Here is a 25,870-nt window from a genome sequence, read left to right on the forward strand (position 1 = left end):
ATGGTCGTTAATTCCATGTCTTTCATTAACTGCAGCAGTCCTCTGCAGGAGGGTTCAAAGGAACCCCAGGAGATCGGAACCGGACCGCCTGATGTTATGATGCTGCTTACTTCCACTACCACGTCATCGGGCAGATCTGAAATGGCTCCATTATTTCTCGTGCTGACTACCATATGGGTACGCTTATCATTATAGATGGAATTAATTAATTCGCAGGCAGCATCAGAATAAAAAGCTCCGCCCCGCTTTTCTAACTGCGGCGGTTTTATGCTCAGATTCGGATCCTTATACAGTTCAAACAATTCAGCCTCGGTACGTTTTACAAGCTCGGCGCGGGTCTCACCCTTTGCAAAGGCTTCCAATTCTTCCTTCAGCATGTCATCTGTAATATAATAATATCTGTGGTACATACAGGGGATAATTCCAAGATTTAAAATCTGTTCCGGTAAAAACGAAATGTTTGGAATGTTCTGCACTCCTGAATTAGCGCTTGTAAAGCTTTTCAGCGCATTTTTCATATTTTCAACACTGGTATAAGCCGTTTCAAGTACCTCATTGGTCCTTTCCCCACCGGCTTTGTCCCATACCCTGTGCCAGTGAAAATGATTCAGGCCTCCAAAACGGAAGAACAGATTCTCCTCGTTCTCCTTTAAAGCTCCTGCTGCAATCTTTCTGCATAGAATGGGAACATTACATAGACCTACCACCTTATTCCAGCTGCCATAGCGCATAACAGCCTCTGTAACCATGCCGGATGGATTTGTAAAATTAACAAGCCATGCATCGGGACACAACTCTTTCATGTCCTCTACAATATCTAAAATGACTGGAATGGTACGGAACGCTTTGAACATGCCTCCGGCGCCATTGGTTTCCTGGCCCAGGATTCCGTGGGATAATGGGATCCTTTCATCCTTGATACGTGCATCCAGCAAGCCGACACGAAACTGAGTCGTGACAAAATCTGCACCTTTAAGGGCTTCCCGACGGTCTAATGTCAGGTGGATCTCCCAGTCAAGTCCTGCGGCCTTCACCATACGCTTTGCCAGATTCCCTACAATCTCAAGCTTTTCTTTTCCTGCTTCAATATCAACCAGCCAGATTTCTTTTATGGGAAGGTCGTCTTTTCTCTTAATAAACCCTTCCATTAATTCAGGAGTGTAACTGGAACCGCCTCCAATGGTTACAATCTTAATTTTTTTGTTCATATAAAGCCCTCCTTCTTATATAAAAATTATAATACAAAAAAGGGAGCAAGAAAACAGAGGCGGCCCATCCAGTAACATAACAAACCGTTTAGGTACATGTTTCTTGTAAAAGACACCTTGTATTTTTTCTCCAGGAATCACTTCATATGGAGTGAACTCATGAGGTTAATTTCCATTTGCTTCCGCAACCATCTTGTCCACAAAAGCCTTGATTTCTTCATCCTTACATCCCTCATAAAAGCAATCCAGGAATCTTGGGATCATGCATTCCTTTACCATCTGGGGATCCAGGGATTTAAGAGCCTCCAGAAGTGGTTTTGCTACCTGTTTTTTTACCTCGAAAAGAAGGTTGGCATTCCTGTTCTGCGCCTCTTTCCTGCCTTCCGGGTATCCCATTCCCTTTGGGGAACCAAATGCCCTGGTAAAAATATTATTTAAGTTAAGCTCCGCTCCCCAGCCAAAGCCCTTGGCAAAAGGAAGGGACAGAGCATTTCCGTTATTGATCTGCAAAAACAGATAGGCATCCGTAGGTTCTATGCAATAGCCGCACACAACTCCCGGATACATATTCAAGGACATCAATGCCCCCTGTCCGGTGCCGCAACCGGTGACTACAAAATCAACCGCCCCTGAGTTTAAAAGAAGGGCTGCCTGGATGCCTAAATGCAAATAAGTAAGCCTGGGATTTTCCCTGGTATATGCCTCAGGCACATCCTGGTCTGACAGTGGTTTTTCCATAGCTGCATTATATACCTGATAACCCATTGGCTCTGCTGCTGATTTTAACTCCTTTAATATAATCCCGTTCTTAGGCGACTGACTGAATTCATTTAATAATGCAAGTTTCATTTATTTCCATTCCTCTCCGTCTGTTTATTTTTCTACACCTGTTTTCCTATGGCCTTGTCCGCATCCCTTCTCATCCTCAAAAAATCCTCCTGAGACATAGGAATGTCCATGGACATTGCGGTATCCTCGATCTGGGACAGCTTCCTGGCTCCGCAAAGCACGTTGATATTAGGAGAAACCATGGAATTCCACTTGATGCACAGGTTTGCAAGGCTGCACTGATACTTATCCGTTAAGTCCTTCCAGCCCGCCAGCATCTCATTTGCTGTCCTGATATTTTCCTGCTTCCACCAGGTTTTTCCGTCCCGGACTTCTCCCTTTTTTGGTATATAATCATCCGGGGCTTTCCCGGCGAGAAGTCCCTGTTCTATGGGAGAATAGGTCTGAAGGGTGATCCCATTTGCTTCGCAGAAAGGAAGGAGGTCTGCTTCCGTTTTCCTGTCCAGGATGCTTAATTTTTCCTGGATCACATCCAGCTCCCCTGCGGCTGCATAATCCTTAAGGACCGTTAAATCCACGTTGGAAGCACCGATGGCCCGGATCTTTCCCTCTTCCTTCATCCTCAAAAGTTCTCCCATGGTATCAGCCACAGGTACCTTCCCATAGGTTTTGCATTGCCAGTGCGTGTAATATACATCAATATAATCCGTTCCCAGGGCTTTTAAGCTCAGTTCCAAATCCCTCCGTATGGCCTTGGGGGACAGATCCCTGCTCACGGTATTGCCTTCTTTTGTAAAATGCACCTCCCCACCATGGTCATACCACTGGAGCCCGCATTTGGTGGAAAGGATGACACGGCTGCGGTCCGTCTGCTTTAACGCCTGCCCGATGACTTCCTCACTGTGTCCAAAGCCGTAAACCCTGGCAGTATCAATCCAGTTGATCCCCAGTTCCAGTCCTCTTAAGATGGTTTTCACCGACATTTCATCGTCATTGGTCCCCCACCATTCTCCGCCTCCGATCGCCCAGCAGCCCAGGGCAAGAGCATTGGTCCTGATTCCTGATTTTCCTATCTCTCTCATTTCCATAATCAAACCTCCATGTTCTTCCTTCATGAAAATGCGTCCAGTAAATCTTCATAAGTAGACGCAGCCTGCAGTTTTCCCATGATGGCCTCATTTCCAAGCTTACCCGCCAGTTCCGCAATCAGGCGAAGATGGTCTTTGGCTCCTTCGCTATCGGAGGGCACTGCAAAAAGGAAGAAAAGGTCCGCAGGCTCCTCGTCGTAGGACTCCCATTCCACCATCCGCTCCGTTCTGCCCACTGCAATCCCAACCTTATCCACAAAATCGGATTTACCGTGGGGAATGGCCACATGTCCTCCGATCCCTGTGATTCCTTCCTCTTCCCTTAAATATACATCCTTAATGTAGCCTTCCAGATCCTCTACGTATCCCGCCTTCTTTAAGAGGCCTGCCAGATGGCGGATCACCTCATCCTTATTACCTGCTTTCATCTTTAAATCAATGACTCTCTTATCCAGAATCTCTTTTACTGCCATCTTGTTTCTCCCCTTACTTGATAAAATACTGATAGACTTCTAAAGATGACTCCAGCCGTTTCATTGCCTCCATGTTGTCGTCATTCTCAGTAAGCAGCAGAAAATCTTTATAAAACTGCTTTGTCCTTTTTATCTCAAATTTTGACGTCATTTTTGTTGCAAGAAGGAATATGGTATCAACCATATCCTCATGCCATTTGACCGGTTTATCTAAAATAGCCACCACAATGCGGGCTTCATTCACCTCTGCCATGTTTCCATGAGGAATGGCGATGCCTCTGCCGATACTAGTGGTTGTAGCCCTTTCCCTGTCAAATACACTTTCCAGATAATTCTGAGTCACATCTCCCTTTTCTTCCAGCCGCTTCACCATCATGGTGATCAGCTGGTCCTTATCCCTGACCTGAGGCCTTACCAGGATTAAATCGACCTCAAACAACTGGTGGCATAAACTGTTAAACTGGAAATCCGGTTTATTCCTCAGCCTGGAAACCTGGGCGGCCTTCCGCCGTATGATCTCAATTTCCTTTTCGCTTATGCGGTCTTCCACTGTAACCACCCTGGAATCCTCTAAATCCAGGCCGGATCCATTGATAATGATATCCGTTTCCGGATGAAGGGACAATTTAAAATCATGGCGGCTGACCGCCTGTACGTCCGTGATCTCAGGAATGCTGTATTTAATCATCTCAATGGAAAGCTGGCAGGCAGCCATGCCCCTCTGGCTCACCAGCAGAGCGGTCAGGGGTCTCCCCTTTTTTCTGCGGATTATGGCAGCCTGGATATAAAGTGCGATTCCTGCCAGTTCATCCTCTGTCACCTGTACATCGTAATACTCCTCAAACAAACTGCTGGTTGACCAGGCAGCTAAAAAGGTCTGCTTGTATTCGTTCCTGACATACTTGCTTATGCTGTCTCCCGCAACCGTGGAATACTTCATCCGGAATATGGCCGACCTCATATGGATCAACAGGCCTTCATACAGCATCTGGTCCCCGGAAAGGTCCGCTTCCAGTAAGTCACCAATGGTTTCGATCACCAGTTTTACAAAGTGCTCCAGATTTCTATCATACTGCATGGCATAATCTTCGTCACTGACATCGGTAAACGTTTTCAGTTTTTTAGCCGAAAGCAGCAGCACCGCCAGAAGAACGGTATCATCCTCTGTTAAGTCAACTTTATATTCCCTTCCGATCCTCTGGTAAATGGATTCGGCAAAGGAATATTCATTGTAGCGCTGGATGTTTTCCTCCTGCATATTGCTGGAAAGAAGACCATCGTCAAGACCTTTTCTGGAAATGGACAGGCAGGTCATGATCCATACCATCTTAAAGGAATGGTCGGCCAGCTCGATTCGCCAGGCGTTTTCCGCTTCCACGATCATGCGCCGGATGCGGGCCGCATCTACCCCCGGTGCATAAGTTCCAAAGAGCGCCTCCATGATCTCCGGCAGCATATCCAGCATATAGTCCTTGATTGCAATCCGGAAGCTGTACTCTTTCCCTATCAGGCATATGCCTTTGTTCCGTACGGCTGTTATTTTTATGTTCCGTTCCTCAAACCATGACCTTATATCTTTCAGCAGATTGCTGACGGTGGGAGGGCTTAAATAGAGGCTGTCTGCCAGCTGCTGAAGGGTCACGACTTCTCCGGGCTTCATTTTGAGAAGCTTGCCCATAAGCTGTATATTCCGGTTATCCAAATCCCCGGCAGGATCTTCCTCCTGCTCCAGACGGCTTTCCAGGATCTTTCTCTGCCTGCCGTCAAGCTCCAGCCATATCCCGGTTCCCTGCCTTTTTTCTATTTTGCCAAGCCCTTCCGCCTCCAGCCATCCATCAAGCTGTTTCATACGGGTCCTCACCGTTTTTTCAGATAATCCCACATTATCGGCAAGCTGCAGTATGGTGTAAGTTTCTCCGTTTATCAGGCACTGCAATATTTTATTGTTATATAATGCGATCTTATCTTCCTTCAAGTAAACACCCCTATCCTTTAGGAATTACTCATTTCCTGCCTGCTTTGCTGCTCCATAAATATATCTTCCGCTGGAGCCGATCACCTTCATATAATCCTTTACAAACTGTTTGATCCCTGCTTCGGCCGCCATACAAAGATGCATATAGTCGGACTCAGGATTCTGCCCGATCTCCATAAGCATGGCCTTCTTTCCTGCTTCAAAGGCATCCGTGCATACATTGATCTTATTGATGCCTCCGGCTACTGCCTTTCTTAAATTTTCTTCTCCGGAACCGGAGCCGCCGTGAAGTACCAATGGCATGTTTAACGTTTCTTTTAACAGATGAAGCCGTTCAAAATCCAGCTTCGGTATCTTTCCCTTGGGATAAGCCCCATGAGCCGTGCCAATTGCCACAGCCAAAGCATCGATACCTGTCTTTTCCACAAAATCCATTGCCAGGTCAGGATCGGTATACAAATCCGTATCCGAATCGTCTTCGTGGTCTGCCTGGCCCACATGTCCCAGTTCCCCTTCTACGGAACAGCCCATGCCGTGCGCAAGAGCAGTGATGATTGCCGTGCGCTTCACATTCTCTTCATAAGGCAGGGAGGAACCATCGTACATAACATTGGTAAATCCACGGTTGATGCAGTCCGCAATGGTGTAAAAATCAGAACCATGGTCAAGATTTAAGGCAACCGGTACATGGACCCTTGCCGCCAGCTCCCTTATCACCGGAAGCATTTCTTCCGCATGGGCATGATTTTTCATCTGTCCAGGTCCAAACTGCATGATAATGGGAGAATGCTCCTCTTCCGCTGCCATAATTCCCGCCCTGGCCATCTCTATATTAATGCTGTTCATCGCCATAACTCCGTAGTAATTTTTATTTGCATCATCAAGGATGGCTTTCATTGATACTAGCATGCTTTCCTCTTCCTTTCCATAATTATGCCCATGTTTTCTGAGCAGAGCCCACCCCGCTTTACAGCGTGCCCCGCACCACCGGGCATCGGGTGTAAAGGTATGCCCGCAGGGCGTTCCATATTATCCTTAAGTCTTACTGGATATTAATATCCAGATCAAAGTCAAGTTCTTCCTCTTCCTTTTCCACCTGTTCGTCTAAAGGACGCTTAAGAACTGCATAGATCACTCCCGTCACCAAAGACCCAATAACCAGTGCAATCAAAAACCACAGGGGATTCTTCATCATGGGAACTACGAATATACCTCCATGACCTGCTACTGACTCGCAGCCCATGCCTACTGCAATGGCACCGGCCACAGCAGAACCGATCATGCTGCTTGGGATCACTCTTGCAGGATCCGCTGCCGCAAAGGGAAGAACACCTTCCGTAATAAAGCAAAGGCCCATGGGAAGCGCCGTTTTAGCAGTTTCCAGTTCCACTTTTGAGAACCTGTTCTTCCTTAATAAGGTTGCGATAAATATTCCGATCGGAGGGGTCATACCTCCGATGATCTTGGCAGCCATAGGACCGTTAATCCCATCTGTTCCCAAAGCGTTAGCCGCCATGGAAGCAGTCTTGTTAATGGGGCCGCCCATATCAAATCCCATACAAGCGCCGATAACCCCACCGATCACAGCCTTTGCTCCTCCGTTTAAGGAGATGATCCACTGCTGGAACACATTCATAATAAAGGAAAGTGGAATTGAGAACACACAGAGGAAAATCATGCCGCATACCACGGTCGATATCACCGGTATGAACATAACCGGCATCAGTCCTACACACCATTTGGGAAGCTTCCAGGTCTTCATCCAGTTTACAAAATATCCGATGATAAAGGCCATGAGTAATCCCCCCAGGAATCCTGCCTTAGACCCCGACGAACAGTAGCCGATCACAATACCAGGCACGATTCCAGGCCTCCCCGCTATGGAATAGGCCACACCAGCCGTCATCACAGCTACCGCAAAATCCATTGCTACGGAACCTAGCTTATTCACTCCCCACCAAAAGCCGATCCAGGAAAAGGGATTTAAGTTTGTAAATGGTGTTGCCCCTGCCTCTACTGCACTGCCGATATCATATCCGCCAAACCCCTTTGCCAGTGCACAAAGAATTCCCCCGCATACAACAATAGGAATCATATAAGAAATTCCAGTCATTACATGTTTTTTAATATCAAGTTTTTGCCTTGCCATTGTATTCCCCTCTTTCTCCATATTCTTTTCTTTGCTGCGTTCCAGCTACTTCCCCAATTTTTCGTGGATCTTTGAAATTACCCCTTTTGGAGATTTCATTACCATGCTGATCGGAATCTCCACGACCGGTTTTCCTGCAAAACGGTCTTTGTTTACCCGGATATCCGCGGAAATCAAAATCACATCCGCTTCCCGGATATCCTCAGGGGTAAGCTCATCTTCCACCCCAATGGAGCCCTGGGTCTCCACCTTGATATAGTCTCCCAGCTCCTTTGCTGCATTTTCCAGCTTTTCCTTGGCAATGTACGTATGGGCGATTCCTGCCGTACATGCCGTGATGGCTAAAATCTTCATACACTTCCTCCTCACTTTCTTTAGGTTATATTAACTTTATCACTTAAATGAAGTCAACGGTAAATGAAAAGCGGCATAATGTTACGGTAAATTTTTGTTTGTTTCAAATGGGTAAGATACAAAAACGCCCTGCAGGCTTTAAAACTTTCTGCAGGGCGTTTCCCTTTTTATCCGTTTTGTTCTCATTCAGACTGGAACAGGCAGCGACTGCTAAAATCGTACAATCAAGAGCCGTTTTCATTCATTCTGTTCTAACAGCACCAGACTTAACTGCAATTGAAAGCAGTAATTGGCATCAACAATTTCCCTGCCGAGAATTTCTTCGCATTTTTTGATCCGGTATTTAATGGTATTCCTGTGAAGAAACATATGATTGGCCGTCTCAGTGATACTGCATCTGCAGTCCAGATACATCTTAAGTGTCCTCCTAAGCTCCAATGTCATCTCATCTTCAGGATTCGTCAGGCTTTTTAAATGGTATAAGCAGTATCCTTTGATCTGCTCACTGGACACCATTTTAAACAGTTCATTGGCATCGGTTGATTTGAAATATTTAATATAGGGAATATTCTCCTTCTCTTCCCCGTACTGATAGCTTTCCAATGCCGTAATATAGGAATTTCCGATGTTTTCCAGCTCCATCACGCCATTTCCAAAGGAGAACGTGACAGAGACCTGTAAAAAATGCATCAAAGCCTCGTGGTATTCCTCCAGAACCTTCTCCAACTCTCTGTAATTTCCCTGTATCAGCAAAATATACTGGTACGTCAGGGTCTCCGGAAATATGATGATATCCCCATGGAATTTCTCCTGCAGCTTCCTGCTAAGCCAGTCATAGATTAAGATGTACCGTTCCTCCCTGTGGGATAAATTCAGGAAATCAAACTCTCTTCCTCCAAACGGCTCCAGGGTTGCCAGGATTATCTTATAACCGGCAGCCGGCTTTAACCCATATTTCTCCCCTACTGTGTATAGCTGGGCAGAGGACCATCGCTCTTTCTTATATTTATTGACAAGGATATGCAAAATCCCTTCCTTTTGCTTTAATGGATTGCATCTTACATACAGGTTCTTATATAGAAAGATGCCAAACACCAGCACCAACTGTTCGATCACCATGCCAGACAAGGTATCTTCTTTTCCCTCGCCGCCATAGATGTAAAGATAATAAGGATTTTTTCCCACCGTCTGAATGGGATAGATACAAACCTTTTCCTTTATCTTTGACACAAAAATGAAATTCTCAAAACTGTCCGCTCTTCTCTCATAAAGTGACAGATCATAGAACAGATTTTGTGCCGCCTTTAAATATTCCTTTTGACACGTATGGGTCGCAGCCTCTACTTCACCAAAGGGATTTAATAATGCGGCCGGCTTCTTAATGACAAGCCCTAAGTTGTTCATCATAACACTCATGGAAGCTCCCTGAAGAAGCAATGCAGAGAATTTCTTCTGCGTGTTTAAGGCAAAGGTCAGTTCTGCGTTCTGGTTATCCCAGATATAAGCCAATAACTGCTGAAAGACCTCACCCAATGTCATATGATAGGGAATCTGAATCAGCGGAAATCCCAGCTGGTCCGCAAGGTCGATAACCTCCGGCTCCAGATGGTCGATAAAACGCCCCAGCTTAATGGCTAGCCCTGCACAGGGCAGACGATCCAGGCTGAGAATAAACTCACATAATCCGGTCTGGTTCTCCTTAAACGCCATCCCAGTAGTAATAAGTAACGTATTCTCAGGTAAATAAGACGCAACATCCGGCGTTTCCGTAGACTCAACCGTGAAAATCTCTTTGCTTAAATCAGCCTTTTTATTCAGCACCTTTAGATTTTGAAATATTGGTTCTTCCAGTAATTTCCCAACGGTCATATTATGCCCCTCTTTTACATTCGGAATCGTTTATCGCCTTTCACCGTTCGCAGAATGTGCAGGCACATTCTTCTCACCTGCGCTCATTATACTATGTCCCTGCCAGCCTGGCAATCCGGCATTTATGATTAAATCCTCTGATTATTGATTTCCGTTTAAAATCCCGTAATCCAGTTCCTTTTCATCCTTTGCTATCATCATGGCAACCAAGGCGTCAATATCCACATTCAATATGGTGCGGAACATCCCGGAAAACCAGTCAATGCTGGATAAGAAAGCAATGCTTTCCAGTGGAAGCCCAAGTGCGGGAATTACAACCGCCAGTGCCACCAGGCCTCCTCCAGGCACTGCCACCGTTCCCAGGCAGGCTAACGTTGACAAAACTATCACACGTACTAACTGGGACATGGGAAGGGGAATCCCATAAATCTGCGAAACCGTAATACATGCCAGGGCAAGAAACATGGATAAGCCATTGCTGTTCAAAGTCATTCCCAGAGGGTTTACGATACCTGAGATTTTCTTGCTGACTCCCAGTTTCTTCTCACTGTCCTCCATCTTCGTGGGAAGGGTAACTGCGGAAGAGGTTGTCGTAAATGCTACGATTGTCATATTGAACAGCTTTTTTCCAACATTAAACGGATTGGTTTTACAGTAAAAGGAGGCAAATATGATTATAAGGACCAGATACAAGAGAGAGCCACACCCGAATATTAGAAGAAACCTGATCAATGGCAGAATGACCTTAATACCTGTTGTACCCGCGGTATAGGCTAACAGGGCACCGATCCCCAAAGGAGCCAGGTTCATGACCTTATGTACAATTCCCAATATTACTTCATTAAATTCTTTTATGACTCCCATAAGCTGGCTGCTCCCCTTTTTTTCTCGGCAGGATCCAAGAGAAGCACCGAATAATACGGAGAATATAATTACCTGGATCATATTGGAGTTTGCCATGGATTGAACGATATTGCTGGGTAAAAAATCAAGAATGATGTTATAAAGCCCCTTATCTGACGTCGGAACAATCTGGTCGGAGGCAGGGAGAAAAAGTCCTTTTCCAGGCAAAAAGAATTGGCCCAAAGCTGCTCCTGCTGCAGCCGCCAGTACCGTGGTCAGCAGAAACCAGAACAGCATCTTTATCCCAAATCTCCCCAATTCTTTAGGATCCAAATTAGCCACTGATTCAGTGACCGCCCCCATGATCATTACCACAACAGACATTTGAATGAGACGCAGGAAAATATCTCCGATCAGCTTGATATCCTTCACCTTATCCCCCAGACCGATTCCAAGCAGCAGTCCTGCAGCCATTCCAATCATGATCTGCACTGTCATTGATAATTTCATTTTTTTCATTCACGGACCTCCCATTATATGTTTGCTTCACCTTTGATAAAATTGACCCCTGCTGCCATTCCTAACAACATATCGCAGCCGGAGGTAGAGCCTATCATCTTTATCCTGTCTATACACCTCTTCATTTGCGGAGAATTCTTTTGAATCAAGGCGTCCAACAGTTCCACCATTACATAATTAAAATACCCTTCCAATGCACAATGATAATAATGTCCGCTGATATCCGTGGTGTATTGATGGTCAATGAGTGTCTTTAAGCCCTGAAGAAAAGGCATTTCCAATATAGGGCAAATTCTGTCCATATATAGAAGCCCCATAAGAAAGTCATCACCCGAAGGCGTCAGGCCCCTCCCTCTTCCGATCCATCTTTTTATCGTTTTTTCAGCCTCTTCCTTGGGTTTTAAAAATACCTGATATAATTCCTCCACTTCTTTTTTCTCTGTCATCAAAAAAGAGCCTATGGATTCCCCAAATCCTGTAGGAAGATCCCAATCAATGTGCCCCTCAAACATGGAAAGCCCTTCACGGTCTATGGAATAATCCTTTTTCTGGATAACGCTGCTGTATATCCGTGTATTTTTCAGGCAAAGCCGGATGGAATCCGAATACAGGGTCCTTTCCTCCTCATTCCACCGGAAACAGCCGGAGGAGGCTGCCTGTTCCAGGTATACAGGCAGATCCTCCTTGTCTAATAAAATACCATATGGAACCAGGGCTTCGTTTTTATTTCCAATAAAGCAAAGGAACGGAGGAAGCGCCAGATTGCATCCGCTCTCAAATTGGCTGTGGATTCTATAAGCTTCATCTTCTTTTAATGCTTCAAACAGCTCTGACGCTGCCAGCTTTGCTGATAAGCTTCTCATATCTTTACCCTTTATATCCCAGTTTTTTTGCATAAGCCCTCACTGCTTTTTGGAAACACTCCAAAGGCGGATGAACGGTTCCCGCTCCTATCTGCCCCACACCGGCTTCCTTATGGGCGATTCCCGTATTGATCACAGGAGTGATCCCTGTTTCTACTACCTTTCTCGCATCGATGCCCAGGCAGGTTCCCTGGAAATTCCATGTAGGAATGGAGAAATTAGGATTCTGGCCAATGACAATCTCCAGCATTTCATTGCTGATTCGAAGGGCGTCCTGAAAGCCGCCGGTTCCTACAAACCTGGTAACAGCAGGTGCTGCGATCATAGCCATGCCACCTACGCCAAAGGTTTCCGTGATGGCACTGTCTCCTATATCCGGACTGGCATCCTCTCCGGAATATCCCGTAAAGTAAAGGCCCTGGGGAGTGTTTACAGGAGCTGTGAACCACTCATCCTTCATGCCGCTGATCCTGATCCCAAAGTTTTCTCCATTTCTGCACATTGCTGTCACTATGGTTCCTTCTGTGATCCTGCGCGCCCCATCCATTACCGCCTTGGCAGCTGCCATCATAATATTTAAGAAGAACTGATCCGTGTCAGCCAGAAACTGAATGACTTCTTTTTTCTTCTCCTCTTCTATGGAAAGACCTGATATGGCTGGGGACATTTCTTTTAAAAATAGAAGGGAAGCTGCGATATTCCTTTGATGAAATTCATCTCCCATGGCAATGGCCTTTGCGATCATGGGATTAATAGCAAGCCCCTTTTCAAACTCCCTGAGTGCCAGAGAAAGCACCGGCCCCAGTACATCCCTCATCCAGCCTAATCTTAAGATCACCTCTTGGGAGTATGCACCGAACCTTAAGACCTTGCCAATCCCCTCATTCATGGAGCAGAAGGCCTTATTTCCATCGGTGGTGTTTTCTACTACGAATACGGGCATGTTGGCAGAGGTGATGCCTCCCATGGGTCCTACGGCATCCACATGGTGACATGGAATAAAATCTACTTCCCCCTGACTAAGAAGCTTCACTGCTTCCTCCCTGGCATCTGCCCATTTTTCAAACAGGACGGCACCAATACAGGAGCCTTTCATAGGGCTGGTCATATTTTCCCACCGGATAGGCGGTCCTGCATGGAGAAGTACCTTTCCCTGATTTAATTCTTTAATTACGGTTTTAGCCGGTACCACATCCAATAAAACCGGTGAAGCAAGGATTATTTTCTGTATGACCGCCTGATTTGCATCGTCGATTGTATTGTACAACATAAGAACCTCCTAATATCCACATAAGTCTCTTTACCGATTCCTACTGCCCGGAAAACTTGTAACCTCTTAAATACTGCAGGGCTTTGATCATCTCTAAATCCCCTCCTGCAGGCGGCGTCCATTGATACTGCACGACCTTACATGAGAAATCTTCCAGTACATCGGCAAAACCTTTCAGTCCGATATTGATGACTCTGGGTTTTTGCCCAAGCAATTCCATAACCCTTTCGGATACGGCATGATCCTTATCTGCCTTCATCTTTTCCCTGGGAAGAATCGTTTTTTCCTTCTCCACGTAAGGATGGCCGATCAGGGCGAGAGCTGTTTCCACCGCTCTTTTATTGCTGGTACAAAGTATGACACCGATATCTTCCAGTTTTTTCTTCTGCAGATCATAATTCTGCATATCCCCTCTGGTTCCGCAAATAGCCGCTACAAAGTAAACCCTTCGCCCCTGCTTTTTCACCTGTTCCATCATATCCAGGATCCCCGGAACAAGAGCTCCAGCCATATCCTCATGAGAACCATATCCCAGTACCAGATCGAACAGAATGACTCCTGTCTGCTCTTCCCCCAGGGCCTGCTTCATGCATGCGATCCTGTTTGCAGGGTCGATCATGGGATGCGGTTTTCCCACGGTATAGATGTCATCTCCCAGATCTATGACGGTATAGCCCTGTGTATTGAGCAGACAGCCTTCCTGTTTTCCTCCTGCTCCGGGAATGCCAATGGTATCCTTTATGAGCATTACAGCCTCCGCCGCCAGAGTTCCTCCGGAATAATAGCCTTTTATGGTTTTATGGTCTTCCTTTTTAAATCCTTCCTTTACCTCCGGCTTCCATGTATCCTTTGTGATCTCTTCCTTTCTTACTAAAGAAACCGCGATCCTGGCTGCTTCATCCAGGGTGTAGGCATGGTAGAAATTCTCCTCATGTATCTCCGGCTTCTCCCCAAGGAAAAGGGTCACCACAGGCTTTTCATAATCCCAAAGCCTGTTTACAATCACATCTCTTACTTCCTTTGCCGGAGGTTTTGACAGGATGACTACCACCTCTACCTGGGGATCCTTTTCCATGGCGTCAATGGCATCAAGCATGGTAATTCCGCCTACTTCCCCCGATAAATCCCGGCCGCCTGTGCCGATGGCATTTGCCACCCCTTCCCCTGATTGGTCAATGATGGTGGTAACCTCCTGGATTCCTGTTCCGGAAGCCCCGATGACTCCGATCTTTCCCATCCTGACATGGTTGGTAAAGGCGATGGGAACCCCCTTGATAATACCAGTCCCGCAATCCGGTCCCATGACCAGAAGACCTTTTTCATGAGCCTTTTGTTTCAGATATATTTCATCCTTTTTTGATACATTATCGCTGAAAATAAATACATTTAAATTCTCATCAAGTACCCTGTCGGCCTCAGCCGCCGCATACATGCCAGGTATGGACAGAACCGCCAGATTGGCATCCGGCATTCTTTTAAGAGCCTGTTCCCAGGAGGATACGATGTGTTTTTCTTCATTTCCGGAGGAGCTTTTGGACTGATTGTTTAGAAATTCCTCCACCTCTTTTAAAACCTGCCCGATGATCTCCTCTGATTCCACATCTACCACTATCGCCATATCATTGGACTGGGCTTCCATTAAATCAGGAGTCTCCAGACCGCTTGCCTTAAATAAGTCTTTGTTGGCGGGTGTTGCCATCATAATGGAGACTTTATGTATTCCCGGCATGGAGGAAATTTTATTTGTCAGCAGCATAAGAACCACGGAATCCTGATAACTTCCTTTGCGAATTATCGTTTTAATCATGTTACGATTCTCCTTTTAACTAAAATCATTGGGTGTTCTTACTCAGCAAATTTGTTCTTGTGGTCGTAGCGGTTGTAATGGATATCTTCACTGATCAAATATTGATAGATATCATCTACGATTTCTATCCCATCCTTGTCATAACCGGCCTTTCTTAAAAGGCCCCGTTCTCCCGGATAGCACACCTTTTCAAAACCTTCTGCCGGCTTAATAGCGGCCAGTTCCTCCATGGTAGTGGTTATGTTTTCTTTAAATCGATCCAGACCTACAAATTTATTTGGATCCAGTACAATATGAAGCTGCCCCAGATCTCTGCCTTTTGATAAGTCTTCATACATGCTGCTTACATGTTTTCCAAAAGGCAGGCCCAAAAGGATGCCTGACAGCACATCCACCATCATCATCAGTCCATATCCTTTCGCGCCTGCAATAGGGACAAGGGCATTCACTAAGGTGGAATCGGTTGTGGGGTTGCCGTTGACATCCACTGCCCAGGTGCTTGGAATGGGTTCCTTCTTAGACCTGGCATACAGTACCTTTCCCCAGGCCTGAACCGTAGTCGCCATATCAAATATGATATTTCTGCCATCAGCTCCCGGAGCTCCAAAGGCAATGGGATTGGTTCCATAGTAAGGTTCTGATCCTCCGTAAGGAACTGCCATTGGGTCTGACTGGCACATGGAGATGGAAACCAGATTTTCGTCCGCAGCCATCTCCACATAATATCCCAAGCTGCCGCTGTGGGAAATATGCTTGGCTCCAACCACTGCAACCCCTGTTTCCTTCGCCATTTTAATGGCTTCTTTCATGGAAAGCACTGCCGCTGCATAGCCTGAGCCATTGTCTCCATGGAATATTCCGCTTGCCGGGCCTGTTTTCTCGAATTTAAATTCCGGATGAATGGTGATACCGCCTTTTGCTATCCGTTCCGAATAATACTCTACTCTGACAGCTCCGTGGGAATGGATCCCTCTTGCATCAGACCATGTAAGGATATCTGCGGTAATATCCCCGTGTTCCTTGGTAAGCCCTGCCTTTTGAAGCTTATTGCTGATCAATTCATGTAATTGTCCTTCTGTTAATCTCATAAGATATGCAACCTTTCTTCGGTTATATTTTTTTATAGCTCTGCATCCCTGTTGCAGTCTTTTGAATACACATAGGCAAATTCTTCTTTTCGTCCTACTCCATATGCAGCCTGCAGGCTATAAGCACCCATAAACAGATAGTCACCCTTTTTAACAGGAATCCAGTGATTATCCAGGTTGTACATTCCTTCCCCTGAATAGATATAAGCGCCATGCTCCTGGATATGGGTTTCAATATAGCCATGGCATGCCCCGGGCTTAAAGCTTAAGATATGAAAGTTCATATCAAATCCAATATCAGCTGCTGACGGCAGAAAGTCCTTAACTCCCACATCTTCCATTCCCTCATATGGAGTAAACGGCACATCTCCTATATTTCCGCAGACCGTATAGGCCTGGTGTCCCTCGATCCTGTGATAGCGCCTCTTATATAAAAATGCTCTTGCCTGGGCATCTCCTACATTTTCAAAGCTCACCTTATTTCCCTCAGGAGAATAAATGTAACCGCCTTCTGTCAGCTCTTCTTCCTTATCTTCATTTTTCACCTTTACCCTCCCTTCCAGAATATAGAGGAATACTTCGATCCCTTCTCCTCCAAATCCCTTTGGATGGCCTCCGCCCTGTTCAATGGTTACCAGATAATCTACGAAGGAAGCTCCCAGTTTAGGGGAAGCTAAAATAGTAACTGCGCATTGTTCAAATCCAGGTACCACATTTTTCACCAGGCCATCCGGTTCTATTAATGCGAAGTTCCCCCTTTTTACGATGGAACGGCTTGATAAAATGTCTTCCCGGTACCCTGTTATGTGATTTAGATAGCTCATGATAATTTCTCCTTTATTTTGTAATTATTTAGCTTTACTGAAAAATGTCCTTGCATTAAATATCAGGAATAGTATGGTTCCTAAGATCAGCAGCAATGCTCCGATATAAAAGCCTGCGGTGCCTGATCCGGTTTTATCTATAATAAATCCTGTTACCGCCGGTGCGATAATGGATGAGGACATTCCGAAAAAGTTGAACAGTCCAAGAGTGGTTGCCATGTTCTTTTTATTGGCTCTGTCTGACACATAGGATATGAGGACAGGATCAACGGCCATCTTGCCAAGGAACCCATACAACAGTAAAATGATGGTCAGGGATAACGCATTGGGCATTGACATGGATAATGCCACCAGCACAAATGCGGAAAGCTCTAAGCCAATGATGATCAGCGCCTTTTTTTCTCTGAACTTATCGGACAGTCCTGCAAAGAACAGCGCTCCCGGTACTGCCGTAACCGATATCATGGAAACAACAAGGCCAATCATTCCACCGGTGATCCCCCTCTCTGACTCTAAGAACTTGGGAAGCCAGGTTACAATCAGATAATAGGCATAACAAGTGGAAAAATACAGTATGTAGCAGGAAATCATGTTAAGTGAAAGCAAAGAAACCGTTTTCTCTGTTCCTGAAACTGCATCTTCTGTCTTTCCTTTATTTTCTTTCTGAATGTCATGGTGCCTTCCCCTGTCCTTGATCGCAATGGCAAACCAGATAACTAAAAGTACGATGAGGCTGCCTGAAATCGTCACCATTGTCTGCCAGGGCAGATGCAGGGTCTTAACGATAAAGCTGGAACCTGTCATTCCCAGGATCAGCCCCAGAGCGGAACCGCTGTTGACAATCGCTGTGGAAATTCCCTTTTTCTCAGGCGGCACGTGTTCCGCTGTTAAGGAAAAGGCAGCGCCGTAATACGTTCCGCAGCCTATTCCTGCGCAAACGCTGCCAATGTAAATCGTATTAAGGGATCTTGACATGGCAATGCTGAAGGCTCCTATCGCAAAGAGGAGAAAGCCTGGTATGAGAACCTTTTTCTGTCCGAATCTGTCTACTAAGAACCCGGATGGTATCTGTAACGATGTATATCCAAAGAAATAACAGCTTGCTATGAGTCCCATTGCCGTGTTGGAATGCTGCCCGACTGTCCCCTGGATCTCCGAATAGATGGGTGACAGCATGGACCGGTAGATCCAGATGACTACCCAGCCTAAACAGAAGGTAAATACGATTGTCTTCCAATAATCCTTTGGCAGTTGTTTTGCTAAACTTTGATCTCCCATAATGCCCCTCACTTTTCCTATTGATATGATAATTCATACAGAGATAACGTTAATGCCTCAATTCCCTGCTTCAAATCCGATAGTTCTGTCCGTTCTGCCGGATTATGGCTGATTCCCTTAATGCTTGGGACAAAAAGCATGCCGGTAGGAATCCGGGGCGCTATGATCTGGGAATCATGGCCTGCGCCGCTGTGCATCATCCGGTAATTCAAGCCTTTTTCCCTGCAAACCTTCTCTATGAGCCGGATCATTTCATCATTCATTGGAACAGGCTTCTCATCCATCCATAAGTCTAAATCTATTTCCACCCCATGTTTTTTTGCGATATGCTTCATGTTTTCTTCCAGCTCGGTAGTCATGCTTTTTAAAAGAGCCTGATCCGTATGGCGGCAATCCATGGTGAACAAAGCTTCTCCAGGGACCACGTTTACGGTATTGGGTTTTACTTCTATTTTTCCAAAGGTTAAAACCAACGGGTCCCCTATGATTCTGGCTTTATGTAAGGAATCATATACGATTTCAGAAAATACCTGGATTACATCCTTTCTGTATTTCATGAGAGTTGTGCCTGCATGGTTTGCTTCACCTTTTAAGGTGATGTTATATCTTCTCTGCCCTACGATTCCAGTGATCACTCCTACGGATTTCCCTTCCATCTCAAGGGTATTTCCCTGCTCGATATGCAGCTCAATAAATGCTTTTACATCGTTCATGGTACCGCCGGGATCCTTTTTAAAATCAAACCCGCACTCATGCATGGCATCCACGAATTTGATTCCTTCTGAATCTGTGAGATTTTCGACCTCTTCTTTTTTTGCCAGGCCAAATAAGTTTTTGCTTCCCCAGAAAACATAGGGGAATCTGCTTCCCTCCTCTTCTGCCATGGAAATGACCTCCAGATTCTTTTTCGGCCTTCCATGGTTTTCAAAAAGGTTCTTAACAGCTAAGTATCCTCCGAAAATTCCAAGCTGACCGTCTAAGCTCCCTCCATTCACTACCGTATCCACATGAGAACCAGTGGCAATGGTACCGGATTCCGGTTCCGTTCCAATAATCCTTCCATATAAATTCCCCACTTCGTCAAACCTGGTTTCCATACCTATCTGCTCAAATTTTTCCTTTAAAGCTAACTGCACCTCCAGCCAGCTCTTGGAATAAAGGAGCCTGGTCATTCCTCCTGTTTGGTTTTTCCCATAAGAGGACATCCAGTCCAATGCTTCCATGATCTCATTGACGGAAATATCCATTTGTGCTACCTCCTGAATCTTTTTTCTATCGATTCGAATCCATGGTTTTATTTTAAAGAAATTTTTCTTACAATACATCATCCAAACCAGATAATCCGTTTTTTAATTTTTGTATGATTCGCACAATGATTTACGTTTTACTAGACATTTAATTAACAATGTTTTTAATTATTTTTTAATCTCATTAATTTTATTTAGCAATTTATACACCTATAAAAAATGGAAAATACATGTTTTTAGCTTGTATGCCTCATCAATTGTCAAGAATACCATCTCATGCAGGGTGGAGCTGGAACGGGATGCTGCCGGGATAAGAAGATTGGTAAAAATGATGCTGTATATGCTTCACTTTCATCATGGTTTAGGCACAAAAAAAGACGCTCATTTCTGAACGCCTGGTTAAGGTAAAAGAAAAGCCTTTTCTAAGGCCATTAGAAAGTCTCAATGTTCCTGCTTTGGCGACTCCTTTTTACTAATATCGCTATTTCCTTACTTATTGACAAAAGGAGGTTCTAATGATACCCTTTATGCATTGCATAAATAAGGGGTTACATGACACAATGAAGTTTTAGTAATTGTTCGCAATCTGATCTTCCCTGCCGCAATTAATACTTTGAAAGGATTCTATAGTTAAACATGAACACTACAAGAGATCTGATCAACGGCAATGAAACAAAGGCCATGATAAATTTTGCTATCCCCATGATCATAGGAAACATATTTCAACAATTATATAATGTTGCGGATACGGTGATTGTTGGAAAGTTTATTGGTTCCAATGCCCTTGCTGCAGTAGGCAGTTCATTTTCCGTTATGGTTTTATTGACCTCTATCATTATTGGATTCTGCATGGGCAGCAGCGTGGTGTTTTCCCTAATTTATGGTGCAAAGGAAATTGACAAACTAAAAAACTGTTTTTTTACCGCTTTTATTTTCATTGGAATCGTTACAGTTATTATCAATGTGTGCTCTATCATTTTTATTGATGAGATTTTAACCTTTATCAATATTCCTGAGGAAATTTTTAGGGACGCAAAAACTTACCTGCAGATTATTTTTTATGGGATTAGCTTTACATATATTTATAATTACTTCAGCGCTGCTATGCGGAGCATAGGTAATTCGGTAGTACCGCTTATCTTTCTTATTCTATCCGCTGTTATTAATATTGTGTTGGATATCATATTTGTTGTTCCACTTCAGATGGGGATTGCAGGTGCCGCCTATGCTACAATCATTGCACAAGGATTTTCTGCCATTGGCATTGCTCTTTTCTGCATGCTGCGAGTTCCTCTGATTCATCTTAAAAGGGAGCATTTGTATTTTAATAAGAGCATTATTAAAAAAATCTCCAATTTTTCCATACTCTCCAGCATCCAGTATTCAGTTATGAATTTTGGGATTTTGTTGATACAGGGTTTGGTAAACAGCTTCGGTGTTTCTGCAATGGCAGCTTTTGCTGCAGTTGTTAAAATAGAAAGCTTTGCTTATATGCCGGTGCAGGATTTTGGAAACGCCTTTTCTACCTTTATCGCCCAGAATATGGGTGCAGGAAAGCAAAAACGTATTTACACCGGAATACGCTCCGCAGTTAAAATAATAACCATTTACTGCGTTATTATTTCCGTCTTAATATTAGTATCTGCAAAACCATTGATGTATATCTTTATTAATAAAAGTGAAACAGAGATATTGAGGATTGGAGTGCAGTACCTTACCATTGTAGCTGGCTTTTATTGCCTGATCGGGTATCTGTTTATGTTTTACGGCCTATTCCGTGGGATCGGAAAGCCAGGGGTATCCATTGTACTTACCGTTGTAAGCCTTGGTACCAGAGTTATCCTGGCTTATATACTGTCCGCTGTGAATTGGATCGGAATGGTTGGGATATGGTGGGCGATTCCTATTGGGTGGGCTCTCGCAGATGTGATCGGTGTTATTTTAATCAGGCATTATTATGTAAGTAATCGTTGATAAGATGAAAGAAGCATCCTAAGATTTCTTCTTCTTTTAAATTTTACAGATACATGGGTTCATCCCAAATTGTAAATGACTACATATATCTGAAATGAGATATATGTAGTCATTCTTTACTCATTATTATTTATTGTCTTCATTGTACGGACCGAAGCTATTATTAATTCTTCCGTATCAGGATTATGTATATTTAGCTATCACTATGAATGAGAGGGAAGCATCATTTTACAGTATTTGTTATATTCTTTTTCCTGAATGACGCTGCAATTTTTAGTATCAATCTTTGGATTTTGTTCTTGTAGCATCTCTAAAAGCCCTTTGCCAGCTTCTATTGAAGTTTCTGCTAAAATTTGAATATTCTTATTTGAAACAATGGTAACCGTTAAATACTTAACAGGCTTGCGGCTATATTTATCTCCATTAATATAAAATGTTCTTTCCACAAGAAAAGCCCCAACAATATCGCAGCGTTTCATAACAATATTTTTGAAATCAGCTAAATAGATGAAATCTCTTGTCAACACCCCATTTTTCTGACCGGATAATACTGCTTTCATTTTATCAGTAAGAGCAAGAACATAGCTATCGGAAGCCATTGCCTGAAGTTCAAATTCACGAATTTCACTTTCACTATATTGGCTATTTTTAGCGCTTTTTTTAATCAAACCCTCAGCCCCTAAGCTATTCCGCTTTTTAGTAAATATTATTGTAAAAATCGAAAGAGCAAAAATGACAAAGAAAAATCCGATTATAACTAAACCTGGAGCAACCATATCGCTCTCCCCTTCTTTTATACTTTCCATCGTACTTATTATCCCCCAAGCAGTTCCCAATCCGGACATCACCATAAAAATACCAAAGAAGGCATAAATACCTATTCCATTTTTCTGATTGGATTTATTAACCGAAGAAAATACGGAACGATTTGGGTAATACTTACTAATATAATCCTCATTCATTTGTACAAAATATGTTTGCATAATTATGACCTCCTGTTGATTCTACATAATCACTCGGAATCTTAACCTTACTTTAACCGGTTTTTAGATTCTTACTTTATTAATTCCTTACTTTTCTCAAAACGTTTGATAAAACCATCATTAACTTCTTTAAACACGTGAATGTTTCTTTTTAAATTTTTATATCAACAATCAATCTCTCTCCCCTTTGCTATTTACACTATACTACATTTTTCGCACTTTTTCCCTTCCATGTAATCACCAACGGTTTACATGTAATTTTTAGATGACATGTGCCCAATAAAAAAGACAAAATCCATCTTATTGGATATGGTATAATAAAACAGACACATAATTAAGGGAATATTGTGAAAGGTGATCTGCTTTATGGCAAGAAGGAGCTAAAAGAACTTTCCATTCATTACAACTCTTTATATCGCTGGATTCCAATAAGGTCTATGGATGGGGTCAGGGTATTGAATTCTTTAAGAACATTATAGCAATCAAAAACACAGCCAGTAAATTAAGGCTGTGTTTTTGATTGAAATTAAATAAGTTAATATTTCTTTAAAATTTATAGCCTTATAAAAATTTATCTGATTTTAAACTTAATTTATGTCTTTTTCTCTATATATTAAGTGGTAATAGATATTGGGTAGCAAGACCTGCAATCTCAATTGTATACCAATTAACAGCAATTAAGTAATCCATTGTTTCATTAGATACAAAGTACTCCATACCATATGAATTTTCGAACAATTCTCCTAATCTTTTAGCATTATTGACTTTTACTACAGATTTTCTTACAATATTACTATCCTGGCCCCAAAAAACATATGCTGGTTCTTCTTTAAGGTACTGAGAATAAGTAAATTCATACTTTTCTGTAGGTATTGAAACTGTATTTTTACCGATACCCAAATGTCCATCTGTCTTAAAGGGATTATAAAATGCTAAAACAGCCCTAATATACCCTTGAGCCTCATTCTCATTCAGCAGACAAATCTCTATATTTAGCTTATTACTTGCTTCAATTAATTCTTTTACATAATCCAACATATTCACACCTACTTTCTAGTTGCTGGAACCCTATCTACAAATATATGTCCCCTAATTCTATTGCTTCCCTTACCAGCAGTTTGATATCCGATATGAGGCGCATGTGGTCCTTCTCCAAGTTGTCCATTAGGTTTAACATTATTCCACTGCGGAATGTCCATATTTACATTCGCCCCATTAGGCCCTTGCCATTCTACAGGTATACTTTTCCCGTACTCATTAGTGCCCCACTTAGTCACTTCGAACTCTTCTTTGGGAACTCCCGTTCGCCTGAATGCTTCATCAAGTCCATCTTGATATGTTTTTCCGGTACCTCTGAGATCGACATTTTTTGAGGATTGAATTCCCAATTGCTACCTGTAAGACCATCCCCCGTACCCTCAGTCTGCTCCGCCTGCGGATTATTCTTCCCCGCCGGACACAGCCCCATATAACCACTGGGATCATAGTAAGTAATAGGATTATTCTGACAATACGCATATAGGTTCAGTCCATCTCCCCGGTACGCATCCTCCTGCATAAATCTGCCGATCTTCGGATTATAAAACCTCGCCCTCAAGTAGTATTGACCGCTGATTCCATCATACATCTGACCCGTATAGGTAATTCGGTTTTCTATACTTCCTGACGTTTCTATTATACTTCCAAACGGGTCATAATGGTAGCTTTTTCTGATCTCCTGTTCCTGATCTAACAGAAATATCGTACTTCCCATCTCATCACACACAAAATAGTTGGGGGAATCCTCTCCCGCACTTTGCAATGACACCACATGATGTCCGCGGCAATAACGTTTCTGTTCCAAACCACTCTCTTCTGCCGCTAATTCTCCCCGGTCAAATACAAAACGGATCACCTTTCCTGCTTCTTCCGTTTCATAACGCAGACCTTCTCCATCGTACCGATAGCTGGCAGCACCGTTTTCCGTGGTCACGCTGTACTGCCGGTTCAAAGGATCATAAGCATAGGTTCGGCTGACCTCCTTGCCCTGTTCTGACAACAGATTCCCCTGCTTGTCATAGAGATAAACCATGTGGTCTGATTCTGTTTCCAGCCCTGTCAGTTGATTTTTACGGTTATACTCATATCGTTCTTCTCCGGTTTGGGTCTTCCTGGTTAACCGGTTCCCTGCCAGATCATAAGTAAACTGTTCTGTGTCACCGTGATACGTTGCTTCTGACAAACGGTTCATCACATCATAACCATATGCATTCTGATAAACATCCCCTGACTTTTTCGTACAGTTTCCATTTCCGTCATAGGCATATGCATAATTAAGCAGTATTTTCCCGTCAGAGCCTACTGTCACCAGATGCTCAATCAGCCCATCGTCCTGGTATTGATACTCTGTCTTGACTCCATTCCCATAGTCAAGGGAACTGATCCTCCCTTCCGGCGTATATTGATACGCTGCCAGAAATGTATGGTTTTGACTGTCTCTCACCTCCCTGACCCGGTTAAGAACATCGTAGGTATACCGAGTCGCAATCCCTGTTACATCCGTCAGTTCTGTTACACTTCCATTCTTGTCATAATTTAATCTATTATTACCGGGTCGAAAAGAGAGCAGGAGAAAGCCGGGTGGTCAAAAACGACCACCCGACAGCTACTTCACCCGGCTGTGCTGGGCGTTTGAGGAGCTTTTACATGAGGTGGTCGGAAACTTAGCTTGACACAGTAAAGCTGGTCAGAATGTGACAAGGTTGGCATACACCAAGACTTTGTCAGGTACACCCTGAACATCTACATATCATGTCAATTGTTTATTTGCATTGTTTTAAAATTTATTATTAGTAATTTATAGTATCGACCTCATGATACAATTCCGTATTGTATATTCCTAAAGGATGGAAACATTATGAACGAATATCAATAGCCATTTACACTATCAACATGTAATTGATACATTCCATAAAAACCAGCCTGAAAAATCTAAAATGGAAGATGAATAAATTTTACTGGCCGAAATCTTCATTTGAAAAGTTGCCAATCAATGAGAAAGAGCTGGTTGGAAATTACATTTTACTCTCTTATAAACCAACTTTCTTTAGAAGAAGCTTTTTTGTATCAGCACGGTTTTATGGATGGTGTGTAACCATTAAAATATATTGGCAAAATATAATATGTCATAGTAAAAATACCCAGAATACAATAAGTTAATAAACTTATTGTATTCTGGGTATTCAATTACTCTAAAAGTTATTATTTAAATGCTTTAATATTAGATTTTA

General features: G+C 43.5%; 22 protein-coding genes. 1 reads left to right on the forward strand and 21 read right to left on the reverse strand.

The annotated features are described in order from the left end of the window. The 17 genes from RT269_RS13020 to allC all read right to left on the reverse strand — a co-directional run. Positions 1-1,208, reverse strand: a 1,208-nt coding sequence (locus RT269_RS13020; protein ID WP_313183184.1) for a 6-phospho-beta-glucosidase, incomplete at its 3' end; no start/stop codon positions are given. A 165-nt stretch (positions 1,209-1,373) separates the two neighbouring features. Continuing rightward, the gene (locus RT269_RS13025; RefSeq protein WP_313183186.1) at positions 1,374-2,057 is read right to left on the reverse strand and encodes an RpiB/LacA/LacB family sugar-phosphate isomerase; all 684 of its coding nucleotides are present in this window, start codon (positions 2,055-2,057) and stop codon (positions 1,374-1,376) included. Between the two features lie 32 nt (positions 2,058-2,089). After that, a complete protein-coding gene (locus RT269_RS13030) occupies positions 2,090-3,085 on the reverse strand; it encodes an aldo/keto reductase (protein WP_313183187.1) in 996 nt (331 codons plus the stop codon). A gap of 23 nt (positions 3,086-3,108) precedes the next feature. Then, positions 3,109-3,558 carry a PTS sugar transporter subunit IIA gene (locus RT269_RS13035; protein ID WP_313183189.1) on the reverse strand — a complete coding sequence of 150 codons (450 nt, stop codon included), beginning with the start codon at positions 3,556-3,558 and terminating at the stop codon, positions 3,109-3,111. A 13-nt stretch (positions 3,559-3,571) separates the two neighbouring features. Continuing rightward, entirely contained in the window at positions 3,572-5,533 is a 1,962-nt protein-coding gene (locus tag RT269_RS13040; protein WP_313183190.1) for a BglG family transcription antiterminator, read from the reverse strand. A gap of 24 nt (positions 5,534-5,557) precedes the next feature. After that, positions 5,558-6,442 (reverse strand): class II fructose-bisphosphate aldolase, encoded by an 885-nt coding sequence (locus RT269_RS13045; protein WP_313183192.1) that lies wholly within the window; start codon positions 6,440-6,442, stop codon positions 5,558-5,560. A 133-nt stretch (positions 6,443-6,575) separates the two neighbouring features. Further along, positions 6,576-7,682, reverse strand: a complete 1,107-nt coding sequence (locus RT269_RS13050; RefSeq protein ID WP_313183193.1) for a PTS fructose transporter subunit IIC — start codon at positions 7,680-7,682, stop codon at positions 6,576-6,578. A gap of 45 nt (positions 7,683-7,727) precedes the next feature. Continuing rightward, positions 7,728-8,036 (reverse strand): PTS fructose transporter subunit IIB, encoded by a 309-nt coding sequence (locus RT269_RS13055; RefSeq protein ID WP_313183194.1) that lies wholly within the window; start codon positions 8,034-8,036, stop codon positions 7,728-7,730. A gap of 237 nt (positions 8,037-8,273) precedes the next feature. Beyond that, on the reverse strand, positions 8,274-9,905 hold the full coding sequence (locus RT269_RS13060; protein ID WP_313183196.1) for a PucR family transcriptional regulator: 1,632 nt from the start codon (positions 9,903-9,905) through the stop codon (positions 8,274-8,276). A 141-nt stretch (positions 9,906-10,046) separates the two neighbouring features. Beyond that, complete coding sequence (locus RT269_RS13065; protein ID WP_313183198.1) at positions 10,047-11,267, reverse strand: dicarboxylate/amino acid:cation symporter; 1,221 nt, start codon at positions 11,265-11,267, stop codon at positions 10,047-10,049. Between the two features lie 14 nt (positions 11,268-11,281). After that, complete coding sequence (locus tag RT269_RS13070; RefSeq protein WP_313183199.1) at positions 11,282-12,163, reverse strand: DUF2877 domain-containing protein; 882 nt, start codon at positions 12,161-12,163, stop codon at positions 11,282-11,284. Next, positions 12,135-13,400 carry a DUF1116 domain-containing protein gene (locus RT269_RS13075; RefSeq protein WP_313183200.1) on the reverse strand — a complete coding sequence of 422 codons (1,266 nt, stop codon included), beginning with the start codon at positions 13,398-13,400 and terminating at the stop codon, positions 12,135-12,137. Before RT269_RS13075 ends, RT269_RS13070 begins: the two co-directional genes overlap by 29 nt. Positions 13,401-13,440: 40 nt before the next feature. Next, complete coding sequence (gene fdrA / locus RT269_RS13080) at positions 13,441-15,207, reverse strand: acyl-CoA synthetase FdrA (protein WP_313183202.1); 1,767 nt, start codon at positions 15,205-15,207, stop codon at positions 13,441-13,443. A 38-nt stretch (positions 15,208-15,245) separates the two neighbouring features. Further along, positions 15,246-16,295 (reverse strand): ureidoglycolate dehydrogenase, encoded by a 1,050-nt coding sequence (allD, locus tag RT269_RS13085; RefSeq protein ID WP_313183203.1) that lies wholly within the window; start codon positions 16,293-16,295, stop codon positions 15,246-15,248. Between the two features lie 32 nt (positions 16,296-16,327). Beyond that, entirely contained in the window at positions 16,328-17,119 is a 792-nt protein-coding gene (allE, locus tag RT269_RS13090; RefSeq protein WP_313183205.1) for a (S)-ureidoglycine aminohydrolase, read from the reverse strand. 24 nt (positions 17,120-17,143) lie between these two features. After that, complete coding sequence (locus RT269_RS13095) at positions 17,144-18,397, reverse strand: MFS transporter (protein WP_313183206.1); 1,254 nt, start codon at positions 18,395-18,397, stop codon at positions 17,144-17,146. Positions 18,398-18,414: 17 nt separating this feature from the next. Continuing rightward, a complete protein-coding gene (allC, locus tag RT269_RS13100) occupies positions 18,415-19,644 on the reverse strand; it encodes an allantoate deiminase (RefSeq protein ID WP_313183208.1) in 1,230 nt (409 codons plus the stop codon). A 636-nt stretch (positions 19,645-20,280) separates the two neighbouring features. Between allC and RT269_RS13105 the strand changes: the two genes are divergently transcribed. Then, positions 20,281-21,618: an MATE family efflux transporter gene (locus RT269_RS13105; RefSeq protein ID WP_313183209.1), complete on the forward strand. Its 1,338-nt coding sequence runs from the start codon at positions 20,281-20,283 to the stop codon at positions 21,616-21,618. A gap of 203 nt (positions 21,619-21,821) precedes the next feature. Here the strand turns inward: RT269_RS13105 and RT269_RS13110 are convergent, their stop codons facing one another. From RT269_RS13110 to RT269_RS13120, 4 genes are all read right to left on the reverse strand, one after another. After that, on the reverse strand, positions 21,822-22,601 hold the full coding sequence (locus RT269_RS13110; RefSeq protein ID WP_313183211.1) for a hypothetical protein: 780 nt from the start codon (positions 22,599-22,601) through the stop codon (positions 21,822-21,824). A gap of 606 nt (positions 22,602-23,207) precedes the next feature. Further along, entirely contained in the window at positions 23,208-23,639 is a 432-nt protein-coding gene (locus tag RT269_RS13115) for a hypothetical protein (RefSeq protein WP_313183212.1), read from the reverse strand. Between the two features lie 8 nt (positions 23,640-23,647). Then, positions 23,648-23,989 (reverse strand): polymorphic toxin type 47 domain-containing protein, encoded by a 342-nt coding sequence (locus RT269_RS30390; RefSeq protein WP_442913817.1) that lies wholly within the window; start codon positions 23,987-23,989, stop codon positions 23,648-23,650. Beyond that, positions 23,875-25,083, reverse strand: coding sequence for an RHS repeat domain-containing protein (locus RT269_RS13120; protein WP_442913818.1), 1,209 nt, complete (start codon positions 25,081-25,083; stop codon positions 23,875-23,877). Before RT269_RS13120 ends, RT269_RS30390 begins: the two co-directional genes overlap by 115 nt. Positions 25,084-25,870: the final 787 nt, after the last annotated feature.

Origin of the sequence: Lacrimispora sp. (assembly GCF_032078915.1) — a bacterium.
Taxonomy (GTDB): Bacteria; Bacillota; Clostridia; order Lachnospirales; family Lachnospiraceae; genus Lacrimispora.